Consider the following 14,794-nt stretch of genomic DNA (forward strand, 5'->3'; position numbering starts at 1 on the left):
AGAAAACGTAAATTTTCTATATAATTGAAATGATAATGCAATATATTACTAACTAGATATTACCTTTATTAACCTAAAAACAATTATGCTGTCGAATACGTGCAGCCACTTGTTCTGCCATTTCCTTCACCACGATCTCAACTTCTTCTTTCCTCGTGTAGTCCTTCGGTAGCACCTGAAAATCCCCATAAGATTTCTCTTTAGTTGGTTCTGCGATATCCGTTCGAGCAACCCCATTCGCATGAAAATAGAGCTGTAGTCCAATATCCTCTAGTTGCCTCTTGAGCGCGTATGGGTCCAAATTAGCTAAATCTTTAATACTCAGAATCTCCATGTAGTTCAATCTTTTTTTCATGCGTGATCCGATACCCCAAAAGTCCGTCATTTCTTTAATCGCCCAAATTTTTTCTGGCACATTTTGATACGTCCATTCCGCTATAAATCCCTTATTATGCTTGGTTTCATTATCTAAGGCTAATTTAGCTAAAACAGGATTATCACCAATACCTACGATCGCGATCAAACCAGTTTGACGGTAAACGTGTAACTGTATCCATCTTGCGAGCTGTTTTCGTCTCTCACTTCTTGTACCAGGTGTCGTAAATAAGTTCAGCGATTTTGTTACCTTTAGAATCGACTCATCAATCGAATAAATCAATAAGTCTTCATCTGCGACGTATTGCCGAAAAATACTGTTTACTTCCATATTCTTTTTAATATATAAGTTCATTCTTGGGGGTACAATGTGTAATTCTTTGGGCAAAGGATAAGGTAAATCACGTGGTCTACTAACGTTTGTGATTCCATATTTACTTTTGGCAGTTGGTGACGCTGCTAAATTAAGCCCTGCCCCTGTATTATCTGCTCAACTCATAACGACTAAAGCAGTTGTTAATGGATTTAAATTTCTTTCTACACACTCAACACTCGCATAAAACGACTTCATATCAATTAAGTAGTAATCATTTACTGGTTCATTTGAGTAATCAAACATAATAATCTCCCCTATTTCAACACAATTAAACAACCGTACGTTCGCTTTTGTAAAGGGGAACTACCGAAAAAAAATCAGACAAAAATGTCTGACTTTTCTTTACTCAACTAGATTAGCTATTAGTAAGTAGGTTCTAATTCGACCTGTTTGACCAACTATATAACCTATAAATCCTAAATGACCTTAGAATCATCGTATGAACACTAAATACCATATCATTTTCTATATTCTATATAGATTCTCTTATCTGGAATAATTGTTATTCTAAATTTGCTATTTGCTAGATCAATATATTTTAGTACGACTTGATCTAAGTTTACAAGTGCTAAATTATTTAATAAAAGAAGTCTCTCGAGTCATATTTTTAAAATGCGTAGATAAAGGACTATTATATACATTAACTTACTAAAATTAACATTTAAGAATAAAATACTGAGGAGATAGTAATTGCAGTAAATACTTAAATAAGATTATTATATGTTTCACCAAATTTTTTCAAAAGTGTTACTTTATTTTTTTTTCGTTTGATTAATTGTTTATTCTCGAAGTCTTTTAATTTTCTAGACAATGTTTCTGGACAAATAAATAAGTAACTAGCAACTTCTTTTTGAGTCATCGGTAATGTTATTGTATAACTTTCTTCTACAAAATTAGTTATTCTCGATAAATGGATTAAATATAAGGCTATTCTATTAGAAATGCTATTTATCGATAATAATTTGACTTGTATTTCTAAATCCATAGTTTTCTTTGTATTAATTTTTAGTAATTCGTAACTAAGTTGTGGGTAATCATATAAAATTTTTCTCAATTCAGAATTATAAATCATACAAATTTTGGAGTTTTCTATTGCCTCACCATAAAACATAGTATTTTTTCCATTAAATAAATAATTTTCTCCTTCACAATCTCCTTCTGAAATAATTCTAAATAAATGTTCTTTTCCAGAATCAGACAGTCTATAGATCTTCACTTTACCAGTACATACAATTAATATTTGCTCTTGAGAATTGGGTGAAAATATTAGTTCTTTTTTTTCAAATTCTTTATATAAAAATAATTTTTCAATACGCTTTTTCTCATTTTTCATCAGATGATTAAATATAGGTATATTACAGCTTATTTTTTCTTTCATAATATTTTCTCCAATACAATTTTATCTTTTTAAAATTAACAAAAATTGATTAGGAATCAATTGAATAAAACTTTAACTGATATAAGATAAAAACACAATATATAGTGTTAGAAAAAAATAAAAATACTATATATTGTTAAAAATTATACACTAGGAGGAAATCTATGGAGCCAATACGAACTATAAATATTTTCTACATTAGTCTCAGTGGTAACACTACTAATTTTATTGAAAGATTAGATGGTTATATCATGAAAAAATACAGATATAAAGTTCTATATACAAATGTACGTAATATTATTAAGGAAAATCCGGAAGATATTTTTCTTATAACTGATCCTTATTTTCTATTTCTCCCTGCATATCTAGAAGGTGGCAATGGAATCAATAATGGTTTTAAAGAAATTTTAACTACACCATTAAAAAAGTTAGTAGCTTATAAAAATAATGCCACATTTTGTTATGGAATCGTGGGTAGTGGAAATCGTAATTTCAATAAACAGTTTTGTTTAACAGCATATCAATATTCATCCCAGTTTAATTTTCCAATGATAGATGAATTTGAATTAAGGGGAAATGATGAAGATATCAAAAGAATTGGTAATAAATTAATTACTATAATTAATAATAATCAATTGGAGGTATCAAAATGAGTACTAGAGCAAATGATCAAGATTATTTCACTTTAAACAACATGTTAAATTTACCAATTAACGGTAAGATTCCTCTAGAATATGATAAAGCAGCTCTTGAAAAGTATCTGGAGACAGAAATAGAACCTAAAACACTTAAATTTAATAGCATTATAGAAAAAATTGATTATTTAATTGAAAATGAGTATATAGATGTTAACGTATTGCAAAAGTATTCAAAATGTACTTTTAATACTAATGATTATGATAAATCTTTTATAAAAAAATTGTATTTATATGCCTATAAATACAATTTCAAATTTAAAAGTTTTATGAGTGCATATAAATTTTACACTCAGTATGCACTAAAGAGTAATGACTCTAATTATTATCTTGAAACATTTGAAGATCGTGTAATTTTTAATGCACTATATTTAGGCAATGGTGATAAAAATCTCGCATTTAAATTAATGGATGAATTACTTTCCCAACGTTATCAACCTGCTACGCCAACCTTTTTAAACGCAGGTAAAAAACAGCGAGGAGAAATGGTATCTTGTTTTTTGATTGATATAAATGATTCTATGCTTTCTATTGGTAGGGGGATCAATTCTTCTCTACAGCTTTCAAGAATTGGTGGTGGTGTCGGAGTTAATTTATCAAATTTAAGATCTACTGGTTCATCGATAAAAGGAATTCATAATGCTTCCTCTGGAATATTACCAGTGATGAAACTATTAGAGGATACCTTTAGTTACAGTAATCAACTTGGACAGCGTAATGGAGCAGGTGTGGTATATCTTAACGTTTTTCATCAAGATATTATCTCATTTTTATCTACAAAAAAAGAAAATTCAGATGAAAAAATACGTGTAAAAACTTTATCGCTTGGTTTAATAGTTCCAGATAAATATTATGAACTATTAAAAACAAATCAACCAATGTATCTTTTTAATCCCCAGGATATTGAAAGAGTATATGGGAAACCTTTTTCTTATATAGATTTAACTTCAGAATACGATAAACTTGTTTCAATAAAAGACATCCAAAAGACGTCTATTCTCGCACGTGAATTAGAACAGGAAATTTCACGTTTACAACAAGAATCAGGTTATCCATATATTATTAATATTGATACCGTCAATAGAGATAACCCTGTAAAAGGTAAGATAATTATGAGTAATCTTTGTTCTGAAATTTTACAACCACAGGAAGCATCAGAATTAAACCCTGATTTGAGCTATAAAAATATTGGAACAGATATAAGTTGCAATCTTGGCTCGATGAATATATTAAACCTACTGGATTCACCAGATTTTGAAAAATCAGTTGAATATGCTGTACGAGCCCTTACAACTGTAACTGATAGTGAGAATATCAATGAAGTTCCATCAATTGCTAAAGGTAATAGCCTTTATCATACTATTGGGTTAGGTGCGATGGGACTGCATACAGCATTAGCTGTTAATAAAATAGAATATGATTCTAAAGAAGCTTTAGAGTTTGTAGATGCTTTTTTCTTAGCATTAAATTACTATTCATTAAAGATTAGTAATCAAATTGCTATTGAAAAAGAAATGAAATTTCATGAATTTGAAGAATCAACTTACGCAAATGGTAGTTATTTTGATAAATATTTAAATAATGATTTTAATTTCCAATTCAAAAATGTAGCTAATTTATTTGAGCGTATCAAATTACCCACTACTAAGGACTGGCTTTTGCTAAAAGATAGTATCATGAGCCATGGGCTATATCATAGAAACCGTCTAGCCATAGCTCCTAATGGTTCTATTTCATATATAAATGAAACAAGTGCATCCATTCATCCAATCACTCAATTAATAGAAAATAGGCAAGAAAAAAAAGTAGGCTCTATTTTCTATCCTGCTCCATATTTATCAAATTCAACTATTGATTATTATAAAAATGCATATGATATGGATCAGCGAAAAATTATTGATGTCTATGCTGTTGCGCAGAAACATATTGATCAAGGTCTGAGTTTAACACTATTTATGCGATCAGTACTTCCTCAAAATCTGTATGACTGGAAAAATGAAAATCAATCCAAGTTAACTACGCGTGATTTGAGTAAATTACGTAATTACGCATGGACTAAAGGAATAAAAACACTTTACTATGTAAGAACTTATACCGAAGATGATGAATTTGAAAGTATTAATAATTGCGAATCTTGTATGATTTAAAGGAGGAATTATTTTGATTAATTATTTACACTATAAAGCAATCAATTGGAATGTCGTAGAAGATGAACTAGATAATGCTACATGGGAAAGAGCCACTTCTCTTTTTTGGTTAGATAATAGAATACCTATTGAAGAAGATAAAAATAAATGGAATAAATTAACTAACAATGAACAAGATCAATTAAATAAACTACTAGCTTTATTAGCTAATCTCTCGACTTTCCAATCTATTAACGCAGGTGAAATTATTCGAGATAATAAAAAAACTCAACAAGAGATCGCCATAGTAAATAATTTGCAGTTTACTGAGATGGTTAACACCAAAGCGTACAATCGTATATTAAATACTTTTAATCAAAATATTGATTTAACTAGTTTGTTCAATTATATAGATAACGATCCTATAGTAATAAGCTATTTACATGACATTGATTCTATTTATATAGAAAGTAATGATCCTTTAAAAAAACGCTTCATGGCAATTTGTATAGAAGGTATTATAAATTATGCGTACCTTGCTTATCCTTTAGATCTGTGGACTAGTCAACACTTTGATAATCTTGGTAAAATTGTAGAAATGATTATTCGCAATGAATCGCTCCATTGTTTTTATTTAAGCCACAAAATCAATATTTTACTATCTACTTATGAAAAAGATCAAGAAGAAGAATTTAAAGTCTGGGTAAAATATCAAATAAATATTATCATACAATATTGTGATCAGCTAATTAATCAGTACTACAATTTAGCAGCAAATAAAACAATAGCAATAAATCTTGTTAGACAAGAAGCAAATAAAATTTTAGAGGGTTTAGATATGTCTCCAGTTTATCAAGTAAATAAGTCAACTATACTAAATATTAATAATAAGTTAAATAAACTTTGTAAGCATTCTCTAATATCTAAAAACTTTAAAAAAAATATCTCCATACATGACGAAATGATTAATGAAGACTATAATTTTTAGGAGGGTCTAATATGCTTAATACAACAATGAATTGGCAACAAATAGAAGATGAATTAGATGAGTATGTGTGGGATAAAGCAACTACTCAGTTTTGGCTAGATACACGCGTTCCTGTCTCTAATGACCTATTGGATTGGCAGAATCTATCCGAAAAAGAAAAAGAAATTGTAAAAAAAGCAATAGGTGGATTGGCTTTACTTGATACTCTCCAATCTGAAGAAGGACTTTATGCTATAAAAAAAAATGCTAGAACTCAAAAAGAAGTAGCTGTTCTAAGTAATTTTGCTTTTATGGAATCAATCCATGCAAAAACATACGGAACAATATTAATCTCATTAAACACTTATAAAGAAATCGAGAAAATCTATACTTGGATGAATAATGATCATAGAATGCAGTTTAAAGCAAAACGAATAAACGATATTTATCAAAATGGTACAGGTTTACAAGTTATGGTTGCTAGTATATTTTTAGAAGGTATACTTTATTATAGTAATTTTTTTATACCACTTTGGTATCGTGGGAAGAATAAATTAGCTAATGTAGCAGAATTAATAAAATTAGTTATTCGTGATGAATCAGTTCATGGTACCTACCTTGGATATAAATTTAGACAAGGATTCGATGAGCTTTCAAAAAAAGAACAAGAACAATTTAAGATTTGGATGTATAATTTTCTAAATGATTTATTAGAAAATGAGTTTGCTTATACTGAAGAAGTTTATCATGATCTTAATTTAGTTGATGATATAAATATATTTGTTAAATATAATGCTAACAAGTCTTTACAAAATATGGGCTTTGACACTTATTTTGATGAAGCTACGGTAAACGATGTTAATCCGATTGTTATCAATGGTATATCTATTGAAACATCTAATCATGATTTTTTTTCGCAAGTTGGGGCTGGTTATTTAATGGGAGAAGCTGAATTGATGAACGAAAATGATTATAATTTTTAAATGTATCTAAAACTATATAAATAAAAGTAAGCAAAAATAATTTCACCAAAATTAAAATTTATTTGATAAAATTATTTTTGCTTCTTATTATACTTTTCTGTTTTAGACACTATATTTAATACGAAGTTTTTTAAATAGCTAACAATTGATCGATTTTTTGTATTTTATTTAGTAAATCTTCTTCATCTGTTGCATACTTCAAATCTGTATCAACATCCCATAAAATATTAAATAGACTTTGGCTATCATTAAATGTAAAAACCACACCAATATATTTTTTAAAAGCCTTATATTCACTTAAATTTGTCATTGGAATATCAATTTGATGTAATTTTTGTTCTAAAGCTTTTTTAGCAAGCCGTAATCCAATCTTTTTCATTTTAGTATTTATTCTATTAGCCCTTCTTCTTTCAGAAATTATTGGCAAGAAAAGGGCAACAATTAAGGCGACTGTTTCTGCGATCCCTTCTATCCATTCTGCAAGGCTTCCAGATTCCATTCGTATTCCCCCCTTTATAAGTTATAAGTGGTTTCCAATGTATAAAGTATTTTTGTTAGTTCAATGTTTTTATCTTCATTACCAATATTTTTTTTTAATATATTACCAACTTTTTCCGAAATCGCAACTAGTATTTGATTATCACTAACAATTGCTAACATTGAATTAAAACTTTCAAGTTGTTCATACGATTCTTTGTCTTGAATGGATATAGCTTCTTTTATTAATACATATTCTCTTCTAGCAAGTCGCTTAACGGAGTTTTCTTCTTTTTTTCGTTGTTGTATGATTGGAAAAGTTATAGCCCCAATAATAGCAATTATCTTTGAAATACCAATTATCCACTCTGCTATACTCCCGAGCTCCATTTTCAGACCCCCTTCAGTATTGTTTTAAGAATAAAATTTAAAATAATTTTTATTTAACTATTAATTGTTAATATAGACTATTCTTTATTTTCTTTCAATACTGAAGCATTGCCTTTTAAAAATAGCGATTATTTACATAATTAATTATTGTTAATAAACGGGCAACTTTTTTGAGCTGACTAAATTTTTATATTTTCTTTGAAGTAACATATTAATCATATGCTAAAATATCTTCTCTATCTCAAAAAATTAATTTTTTATTTTTATTATTTTATGTTATAACGTTTTGATAATTTATTAAGCAACCGCTCTACTTCATTATCGGAAGATTCAAAATTACTATTATTCTTTAATAAATAACTAATTTTATTAGATATATTTGTTAGTTCTACGTCATCATTAATAATCATTAGCAATGAATTGTAATGTTCTAATTGCTTAAAAGATTCAAGGTTAGTACTAGCACTTTGTTTTTCTTTACGTTCCATAATAACGTCATATACTAGTGCATACTCCCTTCTAGCCAAACGTTCTGTTCCGCTTTTTCTCTTTCTCTTTTCTTGTATTAATGGATAAATAATAGCACTAATTATTGCTACTATTTTAGAAACTACTGCAATCCATTGAGCAATATTACCAATGTTCATGCAATGATCCTCCTTTAATATTTTTAATTATTCTTCAGAAACAATGGCCAGTCAATTATCAATAATTCTCCTTTAGAATTTTTAGGTACAATTTCTTCAATTGAATGTTCTTTTAATACAGAAAGATAACTATTTTCTGCTTCTTTTAAAATATCTAATGTTAGATTACCATACTTATCTACAAGTTTATCAGATAAAAACATTGTATGTATAACATCAGTTTTGACATTTTTTAAAAAACTATCTGAATTTTCAACTGCTTTAAAGACATCATAGAATGTGATATCTCTTACTGACTTATTTAAAGAATAGCCACCTGTTTTTGATGCTTCAGATTGAATAATACCAGCATTATTTAACTTTTTAGCAATTTTCTGTAAATATGTGTGGGAAACTCCCATTCGCTGGCTTATTTCAGAAGATTTTAAATGAGACTTTTCCGGTAATTCAGCTAGCATTACAAGAATAGCAACAGATTGGATAAACGAATTACTTAATTTCAAACAATTACACCCTTTCTAAAATCTATTGACTTTTAATGTCTACAGTCGCACATCTAATATAGACCATATTAGTTATTCTTTCAATATAAATGGACTAAAAATTTGTCTTTTATAAAAAAATAGAGAAAAACTAGAGTAAGTAGAACCTAGATTTTTCTCTATCTTTATATATATTTAAAGTAAACTATTTAAATCTATCTTTATTATTTTCTGCCTTCTTTTTAAATTGTTCACCCACTTTTTTACCAAGTTCAGCATATTCTTTTCCTATATCTTTACCTTCTTTTTTATACATACCACCTAAAATTTCTCCTTCTTTTTTTAATTTATCAATTTGTTCTCTAAATGTCATAATATTAACCTCCTTTTTTATGACTATATTCTATGTCAATTTTATTGACTTTTTTATTTTTAGAGGTTATAAAAAATAAATTTAAAAGATATTTAAGATACAAGCATTAATTTAGGTTATTAATAGCATATTCAATTTAATCAAATAAATATAATGTATAAAAAAAATCTTTAAACATTAAGATAGCTTATATTTAATAAAGTAGAAAATATAGACATCCCCCATTAAAGATTATTCTAATAAGAGCAAATCAATTAAATATTTTAATTCCTCATATCCTTTCATATAATCTCTAACTTATTTTTTAAATTCTATTATTCTTAAAATGATAAGTTAGAACTACCTGACAATAAAATCCTTTAATTTATCAACTTCTATAATTCTTTTTCTTTGTTTCTGTCATTTTAAATTTTTAAAAATTTCCAATTTATAAAATTCGTGTTTTCTGTTGACAAATAAAATCTATAGATTTATTATGTCTGTAGTTAAAAGATGTCTGCGGTTTACGTAGGTTATAAAAATAAAGAGGTGTTTATTATGAAAAAGAAAATTGTTTTAGGATTTGTATTAATATTCTTATCCCTTATTCCTATGATTTATTCTGGATTGTTTTTAGGTGCATCATTAGATCCATATGGTAATATGGATCAATTACCAGTAGCTCTAGTCAATTCCGAAAAAAATATAATTCAAGATAAATTAGTTGAAGAAAAATTATTTGATTTAAAAGAAGAAACAAACATGGATAGCGCGATGGAAAAGTTAAGAGACGGAAAAGTATATGCCATTATAAGTTTTGGTGAAGATTTTCAAGGTAAAATTACAACTTTTCCAAAGCTAAAAGAAAACGCTGAATTACAATTGATAACTTCTGAAGGACTTAATTCCTTTTCTTCAAAAGTCATCACTAGTACAATGAACCAATTTGTACAACATGTTAATGCAGAACTATCTTCTAAAATTATTTACAAGATGCAAGGCATGAATATTCCAGATTCAACTGGTTCTATCGTTAAATTACAAGTCAAAAATATTCATCCAGTAAAAAATAATGGTGAAGCAATGGCTCCATATTTATTTTCATTAACACTTTTTGTTGCTGGGATATTTGTCAACCAATTTACAATGCGTAATTTGAAGAAAAAAGGAGAAAAATTTACAACGTACTGGACAAAACAATATGTTTTTCCTGTAATAATTGGTTTAGTTCAAGTACTTTTATTACTAAGTGGGAATTTCTTATTTATCCATATTCCAGTTAACTCACTCTATCAATTAATGGCTTTCTTATTTTTAGCTTCTGCAACATTCTTGAGTATAATTGTAGGATTTAATAAATTGATTCCAGGAATTGGATCTTTAATTGTTTTAATTTTAACTATGCTCCAAACGTCAGCTGCAGCTGGTGTTTATCCTATTCTCTTAACCAATAGTCTATTTGAAAAAATTAATGCTTGTATTCCAATGACCTATACAATAAGAGGATTGAGAAGTATTATCAGTTTGGAAGGCATTAATTTAGCAGAAAATGTTTACGTATTAATCGGCTTCTTAATTTTTGGCCAATTCTTAATTTTACTTTCCTATTTAATACATGAACGACGCTTCAAAAAAACATCAAACTAAACAATAAAGGTGGGAAATAGTAATGAAAATCTATAAAATTGATGCCGCTAAAAAAAAGAAGACGGAGATTAGAGAAAGACATGATAAATTAGGACAAGAATATACAGATATAGATACTTTTGTCAAAGATCTACTTAAAGAAAAAAGAGAAATAAACAAAAATAGGAATTGCTTTAAATGAATTTACAGATTATTATTCTTCTAAAATCTTATATAATTAACTGTACTTGAATTTAATATTTAGGCAATACTCTAAATATAAAAAGAGACAAAAGCTGAGTTCGTCTCTTTTTATATTTAGCTTTAATCTTGAAATTTTTATTAAATCCTATTTGATTAACATTAGTTTATGTGGGATTTTTAAGACTCTGCATAATCCTTAAAATTAGCAGTTGTCGCAATTCTGTCTATAGTCCATTATTTATCTATTGGTAAACATACTTTTTTGGGTAGTCTTCACAAAACAATAATAAACTAATTAGTTTATTATTTAAAATAGTAGAATAAAAATATATTATTTTATAAATTAAAAATAAATAATTTTATTAGTGTGTACATAAAATCACCATAAACGTGCCTGGAAAGAGCTTCAGAAGGACTTATCCATACTCTAACGCAATCATGCCATGGGCTGTTTCAAAAGCTACTTTCCCATTTTTTGAAAATTTCTTTGTTTTTTTAATCGCCGTATTCCCGCAAAAAGTGATCAAACAGCTGTATTGTCCTTTAGTATACTTCAAATATTCAAAAGGTTTTTCATTGAAACAAATTCCTGTCGCTTTTATTCTCGTTTGCTGTTTTTCTGCTAATAACCAACTTTTCTTAGTCGAATGCTCTTGCAAGCGTGCTTCTACTGAAATAATCGAGCCATCTTCCTGTTCTAAATAAATAGAAGAATAATACTCCTTAGAGATAGGAACTGCCTTACTTAATTCTGAAATCTGTCTCCCTAATAATCGACAACCAGTTTCCTGGGCGAAGGTATAAACCAAATATTCTGAACCATCTTTGAACAAGAGAGAATAGACTTGATACACTTTTTTTGGCTTCGCCTTTTCCTTTTTGGGAACTGCGGCTAACTGTTGAATCACTGGTTGTTTCACTTCGTGTGTTTTTTCATACTGCATTAATTGTTTGACAGTAGGCTGTAGCTTATCTTGGATTTCTTGATACTTCTCACAGTATAGACAATAACGATCCTTCCCAATCGGATGAAACAAATCCGGATCGGACTTATGTTTCTTTTTGATTTCTTGCAATTTCTCCTCATAAAAATATTTCAGTGTCAGCATTTGTTTGTACTCTGATCGCTTCAATTCTTTTACTCCTTTTGTATATTATCTACACATCATAAATTTTTTCTTCAAATAGCTTTCTATTTATTCTATCACACATCAATTCCCTTTATTTTCATTAAAAGGAATATTCGTTTGCTTTTCGATAGCGAATAAGCTATCATAAAAGTATGGATAAACCACAATTTGATTACGTTAAACGGAAAGACGGAACAAGCGAATTTGAAGATTTTTTGAACTCTATACCTGAAAAGGATTCTTCTAAGTTATTAGCAATAATTGAAATAACAGAAGAAAAAGGATTGCTCATTGCTCAAAGAATGGAGTGGGTAAAAAAATTAGATAATGATTTGTATGAATTACGTTCTAAAGTAGGAAAAAATATTCAACGAGCAATATATTTTCAAAAAATCGACAATGAATTTCTTATCACACATGGTTTTACTAAGAAAACTCAAAAGACCCCACAAAAAGAAATAAACCATGCAAAAAGTGTTAGAGAAAAATATTTGAAGGGAGAACTAATATGAGCATTAAAGATCTAATTGAAAAGAAAAAAGCGGAAAGTCCGACTTTTGCTCAAGAGTTTGAAGCAGAAAAACAGCGCTTAGAAATTGCAGTAGCCGTTACTGAATTAAGAAGCGAACTAGGGGTTTCCCAACGAGAATTTGCTGAAAAAGTTGGGAAACCCCAGAGTACGATTGCACGCATAGAGAATGGAAGCATGAATCCAAGTATAAAAATTTTATATGAAATTGCTACAAAAGTTGGTAAGGAATTGCATGTAGAATTTAAATAACGACTATCCGTCAGGTTTAAACTGACGGAATTTTTTTAAACTTATTTTACGTATTTGCAACGAGGATCTTTTCTAAACAGAAAAATATCCAGACAACTGTCTAACTATAAGGTGCCTCCTTATTCTTTTCGTTTAGTAGTTGGAAGTCTTGATCAATGAATTGATAACAATTCCCACAATTTTTACAATTGTACTGTTTCGTTTGAATATTGAGTTGAATCAATTCACCACAATCACAGTCAATGGATACAGTCGTTCTTCGTTCTAACCCATATAATGGACGTCCCTAGAAAGTATAGCCTACTTGTTGTTCTTTAATTTGCTTCGTTCCTCCCTAAAAATATGTCTATTCGTAGCTGGTACGACGCTTCGTTCGACCAATGATATGTTTCAATCAGCGAACCTGACCTTAGAATGCTCGTATGAACAAGTTTTTTTATTTAATTCTATCTTTTTGCTAAATAAACATCCCTATCACTTCAACTACTTCAATCCACGTCAAAATATCACATTACTCTATTTTTCAGTATTTCTTATCATATAGTTACTTGATCACAATTGGTGTGTAACTACTTTACCATCTATTTTTTTGGGATTTTTTATTTCAATATAAGTTGTAAATTTCCTATTTGTAGAAATAATGGGACAAACTAAGCAACAGCCTTTATGTTTTTTACTACCTATTATTGCAGGTCGACACTTTCTCATTCTATTCACCACTTTTATACATTCAACCTTCACTATTGAACTCTGCTTGTGATACTTAGAGATATCCAATTGTTACTCAGCACTTTTTACTTTTATAGATATTAAATTTAATCATTATTTTGCTGAAATTTTACTATCTTATATAAATACTATTAACACTTCTAAATGAATTTTTCTAAGTTAGTATTACAGCTGATTACATCAAAACTGAAAATAGAAAAAAACTTAAAAATATTTTTTGAGAACGCTATCTATTTTGTGCTACAATAAATTTGAAACATAATTATCAACTTTTTTTAATAATAAAAGGAGGCGCTATCATGAAAAAAGTAATTTTCTCACTTGTTTGTCTTTTAGGTTTCTTATCAATAGGATTATTAGGATCAAAAGTTCAAGCGGACGCAATACTCCCAGAAAATACAAGCTCTATAATGGATGTTCCAATCAATACTCCACGTCTTATGTCGTCAGTTAATACAAATAATGATTTTAACTCTATGCTATACTTGAATCAGACAAAATATGCTGGTTGGTATTATCCAACAATGCAAAAACAGAGAGAACAGTGGTATGATCAAATCGTTTTTGAAAAATCACCTCGAGGAGTTTATATTCGAGTTTTACAATCCAAAGAAAATAATAACAGATTATACTTTAATATTTCTAATAGAGGATATGTTTATTTAGATAGAAAAGAGAATGCTAGAGAGTTTTCCGTGGCTAAGCTGCCACCTACAAATAATTTATATTATGATACATTTAGAGTGACAGATCTATCTACGGGTCAGTCTTTAGGTATTTATAATAATTATATTACTATCGGTTCAGGTACTATCCCAAGAAACTGGATCTTTGTTTAAATTGGTAGAAAACACTTATTATAAATCTACTTTTTTCTAGTTATGCTTTTTAATTTTTAGATTGTTTCCAAAAATAAAAAATTTAAAAAGAGTATTTAGAAAATGGCTATTTTCTAAATACTCTTTTTTTAACAACGTACACATTATATATACATATTTTTTATCTGAAGTTCTAAAACTATACACAAAAAATTCGTAATCAAAGCTAACTCTTTTTGTGCGCATACAAAAAAATAT

At 28.4% G+C, this 14,794-nt stretch carries 16 protein-coding genes and 1 pseudogene; 9 read left to right on the forward strand and 8 right to left on the reverse strand.

What is annotated here, in order from left to right:
- Positions 1-79: 79 nt before the first annotated feature.
- A pseudogene (locus IGJ14_RS14190) lies at positions 80-994 on the reverse strand (type VI secretion protein ImpB); the annotation flags it as partial.
- Positions 995-1,454: 460 nt separating this feature from the next.
- Positions 1,455-2,129, reverse strand: a complete 675-nt coding sequence (locus IGJ14_RS14195) for a Crp/Fnr family transcriptional regulator (RefSeq protein WP_430608550.1) — start codon at positions 2,127-2,129, stop codon at positions 1,455-1,457.
- A gap of 164 nt (positions 2,130-2,293) precedes the next feature.
- Here IGJ14_RS14195 and nrdI point away from each other — a divergent pair, with 164 nt between their 5' ends.
- From nrdI to nrdF, 4 genes are read left to right on the forward strand one after another with little or no spacing between them, the layout of a single operon-like run.
- A complete protein-coding gene (nrdI, locus tag IGJ14_RS14200; protein WP_242542672.1) occupies positions 2,294-2,782 on the forward strand; it encodes a class Ib ribonucleoside-diphosphate reductase assembly flavoprotein NrdI in 489 nt (162 codons plus the stop codon).
- Positions 2,779-4,971 carry a class 1b ribonucleoside-diphosphate reductase subunit alpha gene (gene nrdE, locus IGJ14_RS14205; RefSeq protein WP_430608551.1) on the forward strand — a complete coding sequence of 731 codons (2,193 nt, stop codon included), beginning with the start codon at positions 2,779-2,781 and terminating at the stop codon, positions 4,969-4,971. The genes nrdI and nrdE overlap by 4 nt, the downstream gene beginning before the upstream one ends.
- A gap of 10 nt (positions 4,972-4,981) precedes the next feature.
- Complete coding sequence (locus IGJ14_RS14210; protein WP_430608563.1) at positions 4,982-5,938, forward strand: ribonucleotide-diphosphate reductase subunit beta; 957 nt, start codon at positions 4,982-4,984, stop codon at positions 5,936-5,938.
- 11 nt (positions 5,939-5,949) lie between these two features.
- Positions 5,950-6,900, forward strand: coding sequence for a class 1b ribonucleoside-diphosphate reductase subunit beta (nrdF, locus tag IGJ14_RS14215; protein WP_430608552.1), 951 nt, complete (start codon positions 5,950-5,952; stop codon positions 6,898-6,900).
- Positions 6,901-7,030: 130 nt separating this feature from the next.
- On the opposite strand, the gene IGJ14_RS14220 is transcribed toward nrdF, so the two are convergent.
- From IGJ14_RS14220 to IGJ14_RS14240, 5 genes are all read right to left on the reverse strand, one after another.
- Complete coding sequence (locus IGJ14_RS14220; RefSeq protein ID WP_207116039.1) at positions 7,031-7,399, reverse strand: hypothetical protein; 369 nt, start codon at positions 7,397-7,399, stop codon at positions 7,031-7,033.
- 14 nt (positions 7,400-7,413) lie between these two features.
- Entirely contained in the window at positions 7,414-7,767 is a 354-nt protein-coding gene (locus IGJ14_RS14225) for a hypothetical protein (RefSeq protein ID WP_430608553.1), read from the reverse strand.
- 266 nt (positions 7,768-8,033) lie between these two features.
- Positions 8,034-8,414, reverse strand: coding sequence for a hypothetical protein (locus IGJ14_RS14230; protein ID WP_430608555.1), 381 nt, complete (start codon positions 8,412-8,414; stop codon positions 8,034-8,036).
- A 23-nt stretch (positions 8,415-8,437) separates the two neighbouring features.
- Positions 8,438-8,917 (reverse strand): RrF2 family transcriptional regulator, encoded by a 480-nt coding sequence (locus tag IGJ14_RS14235; protein ID WP_207116042.1) that lies wholly within the window; start codon positions 8,915-8,917, stop codon positions 8,438-8,440.
- 184 nt (positions 8,918-9,101) lie between these two features.
- Positions 9,102-9,269 carry a hypothetical protein gene (locus tag IGJ14_RS14240; protein ID WP_207116043.1) on the reverse strand — a complete coding sequence of 56 codons (168 nt, stop codon included), beginning with the start codon at positions 9,267-9,269 and terminating at the stop codon, positions 9,102-9,104.
- Positions 9,270-9,806: 537 nt separating this feature from the next.
- Between IGJ14_RS14240 and IGJ14_RS14245 the strand changes: the two genes are divergently transcribed.
- Complete coding sequence (locus IGJ14_RS14245) at positions 9,807-10,895, forward strand: YhgE/Pip domain-containing protein (protein WP_430608556.1); 1,089 nt, start codon at positions 9,807-9,809, stop codon at positions 10,893-10,895.
- Between the two features lie 22 nt (positions 10,896-10,917).
- Positions 10,918-11,076, forward strand: coding sequence for a hypothetical protein (locus tag IGJ14_RS14250; protein WP_207116088.1), 159 nt, complete (start codon positions 10,918-10,920; stop codon positions 11,074-11,076).
- 418 nt (positions 11,077-11,494) lie between these two features.
- Here the strand turns inward: IGJ14_RS14250 and IGJ14_RS14255 are convergent, their stop codons facing one another.
- The gene (locus IGJ14_RS14255; RefSeq protein ID WP_430608557.1) at positions 11,495-12,211 is read right to left on the reverse strand and encodes a hypothetical protein; all 717 of its coding nucleotides are present in this window, start codon (positions 12,209-12,211) and stop codon (positions 11,495-11,497) included.
- Between the two features lie 149 nt (positions 12,212-12,360).
- On the opposite strand from IGJ14_RS14255, the gene IGJ14_RS14260 reads away from it, so the two are divergent.
- The 3 genes from IGJ14_RS14260 (at position 12,361) to IGJ14_RS14270 (ending at position 14,557) form a co-directional block, all read left to right on the forward strand.
- Positions 12,361-12,720: a type II toxin-antitoxin system RelE/ParE family toxin gene (locus IGJ14_RS14260; protein WP_207116090.1), complete on the forward strand. Its 360-nt coding sequence runs from the start codon at positions 12,361-12,363 to the stop codon at positions 12,718-12,720.
- Positions 12,717-12,989 carry a helix-turn-helix domain-containing protein gene (locus IGJ14_RS14265; RefSeq protein ID WP_207116091.1) on the forward strand — a complete coding sequence of 91 codons (273 nt, stop codon included), beginning with the start codon at positions 12,717-12,719 and terminating at the stop codon, positions 12,987-12,989. The genes IGJ14_RS14260 and IGJ14_RS14265 overlap by 4 nt, the downstream gene beginning before the upstream one ends.
- A gap of 1,028 nt (positions 12,990-14,017) precedes the next feature.
- Positions 14,018-14,557 carry a hypothetical protein gene (locus tag IGJ14_RS14270; RefSeq protein ID WP_265262261.1) on the forward strand — a complete coding sequence of 180 codons (540 nt, stop codon included), beginning with the start codon at positions 14,018-14,020 and terminating at the stop codon, positions 14,555-14,557.
- Positions 14,558-14,794 lie beyond the last annotated feature (237 nt).

The sequence above is a fragment of the Enterococcus sp. DIV1304_2 genome, assembly GCF_050555445.1.
Taxonomy (GTDB): domain Bacteria; phylum Bacillota; class Bacilli; order Lactobacillales; family Enterococcaceae; genus Enterococcus_B; species Enterococcus_B pernyi.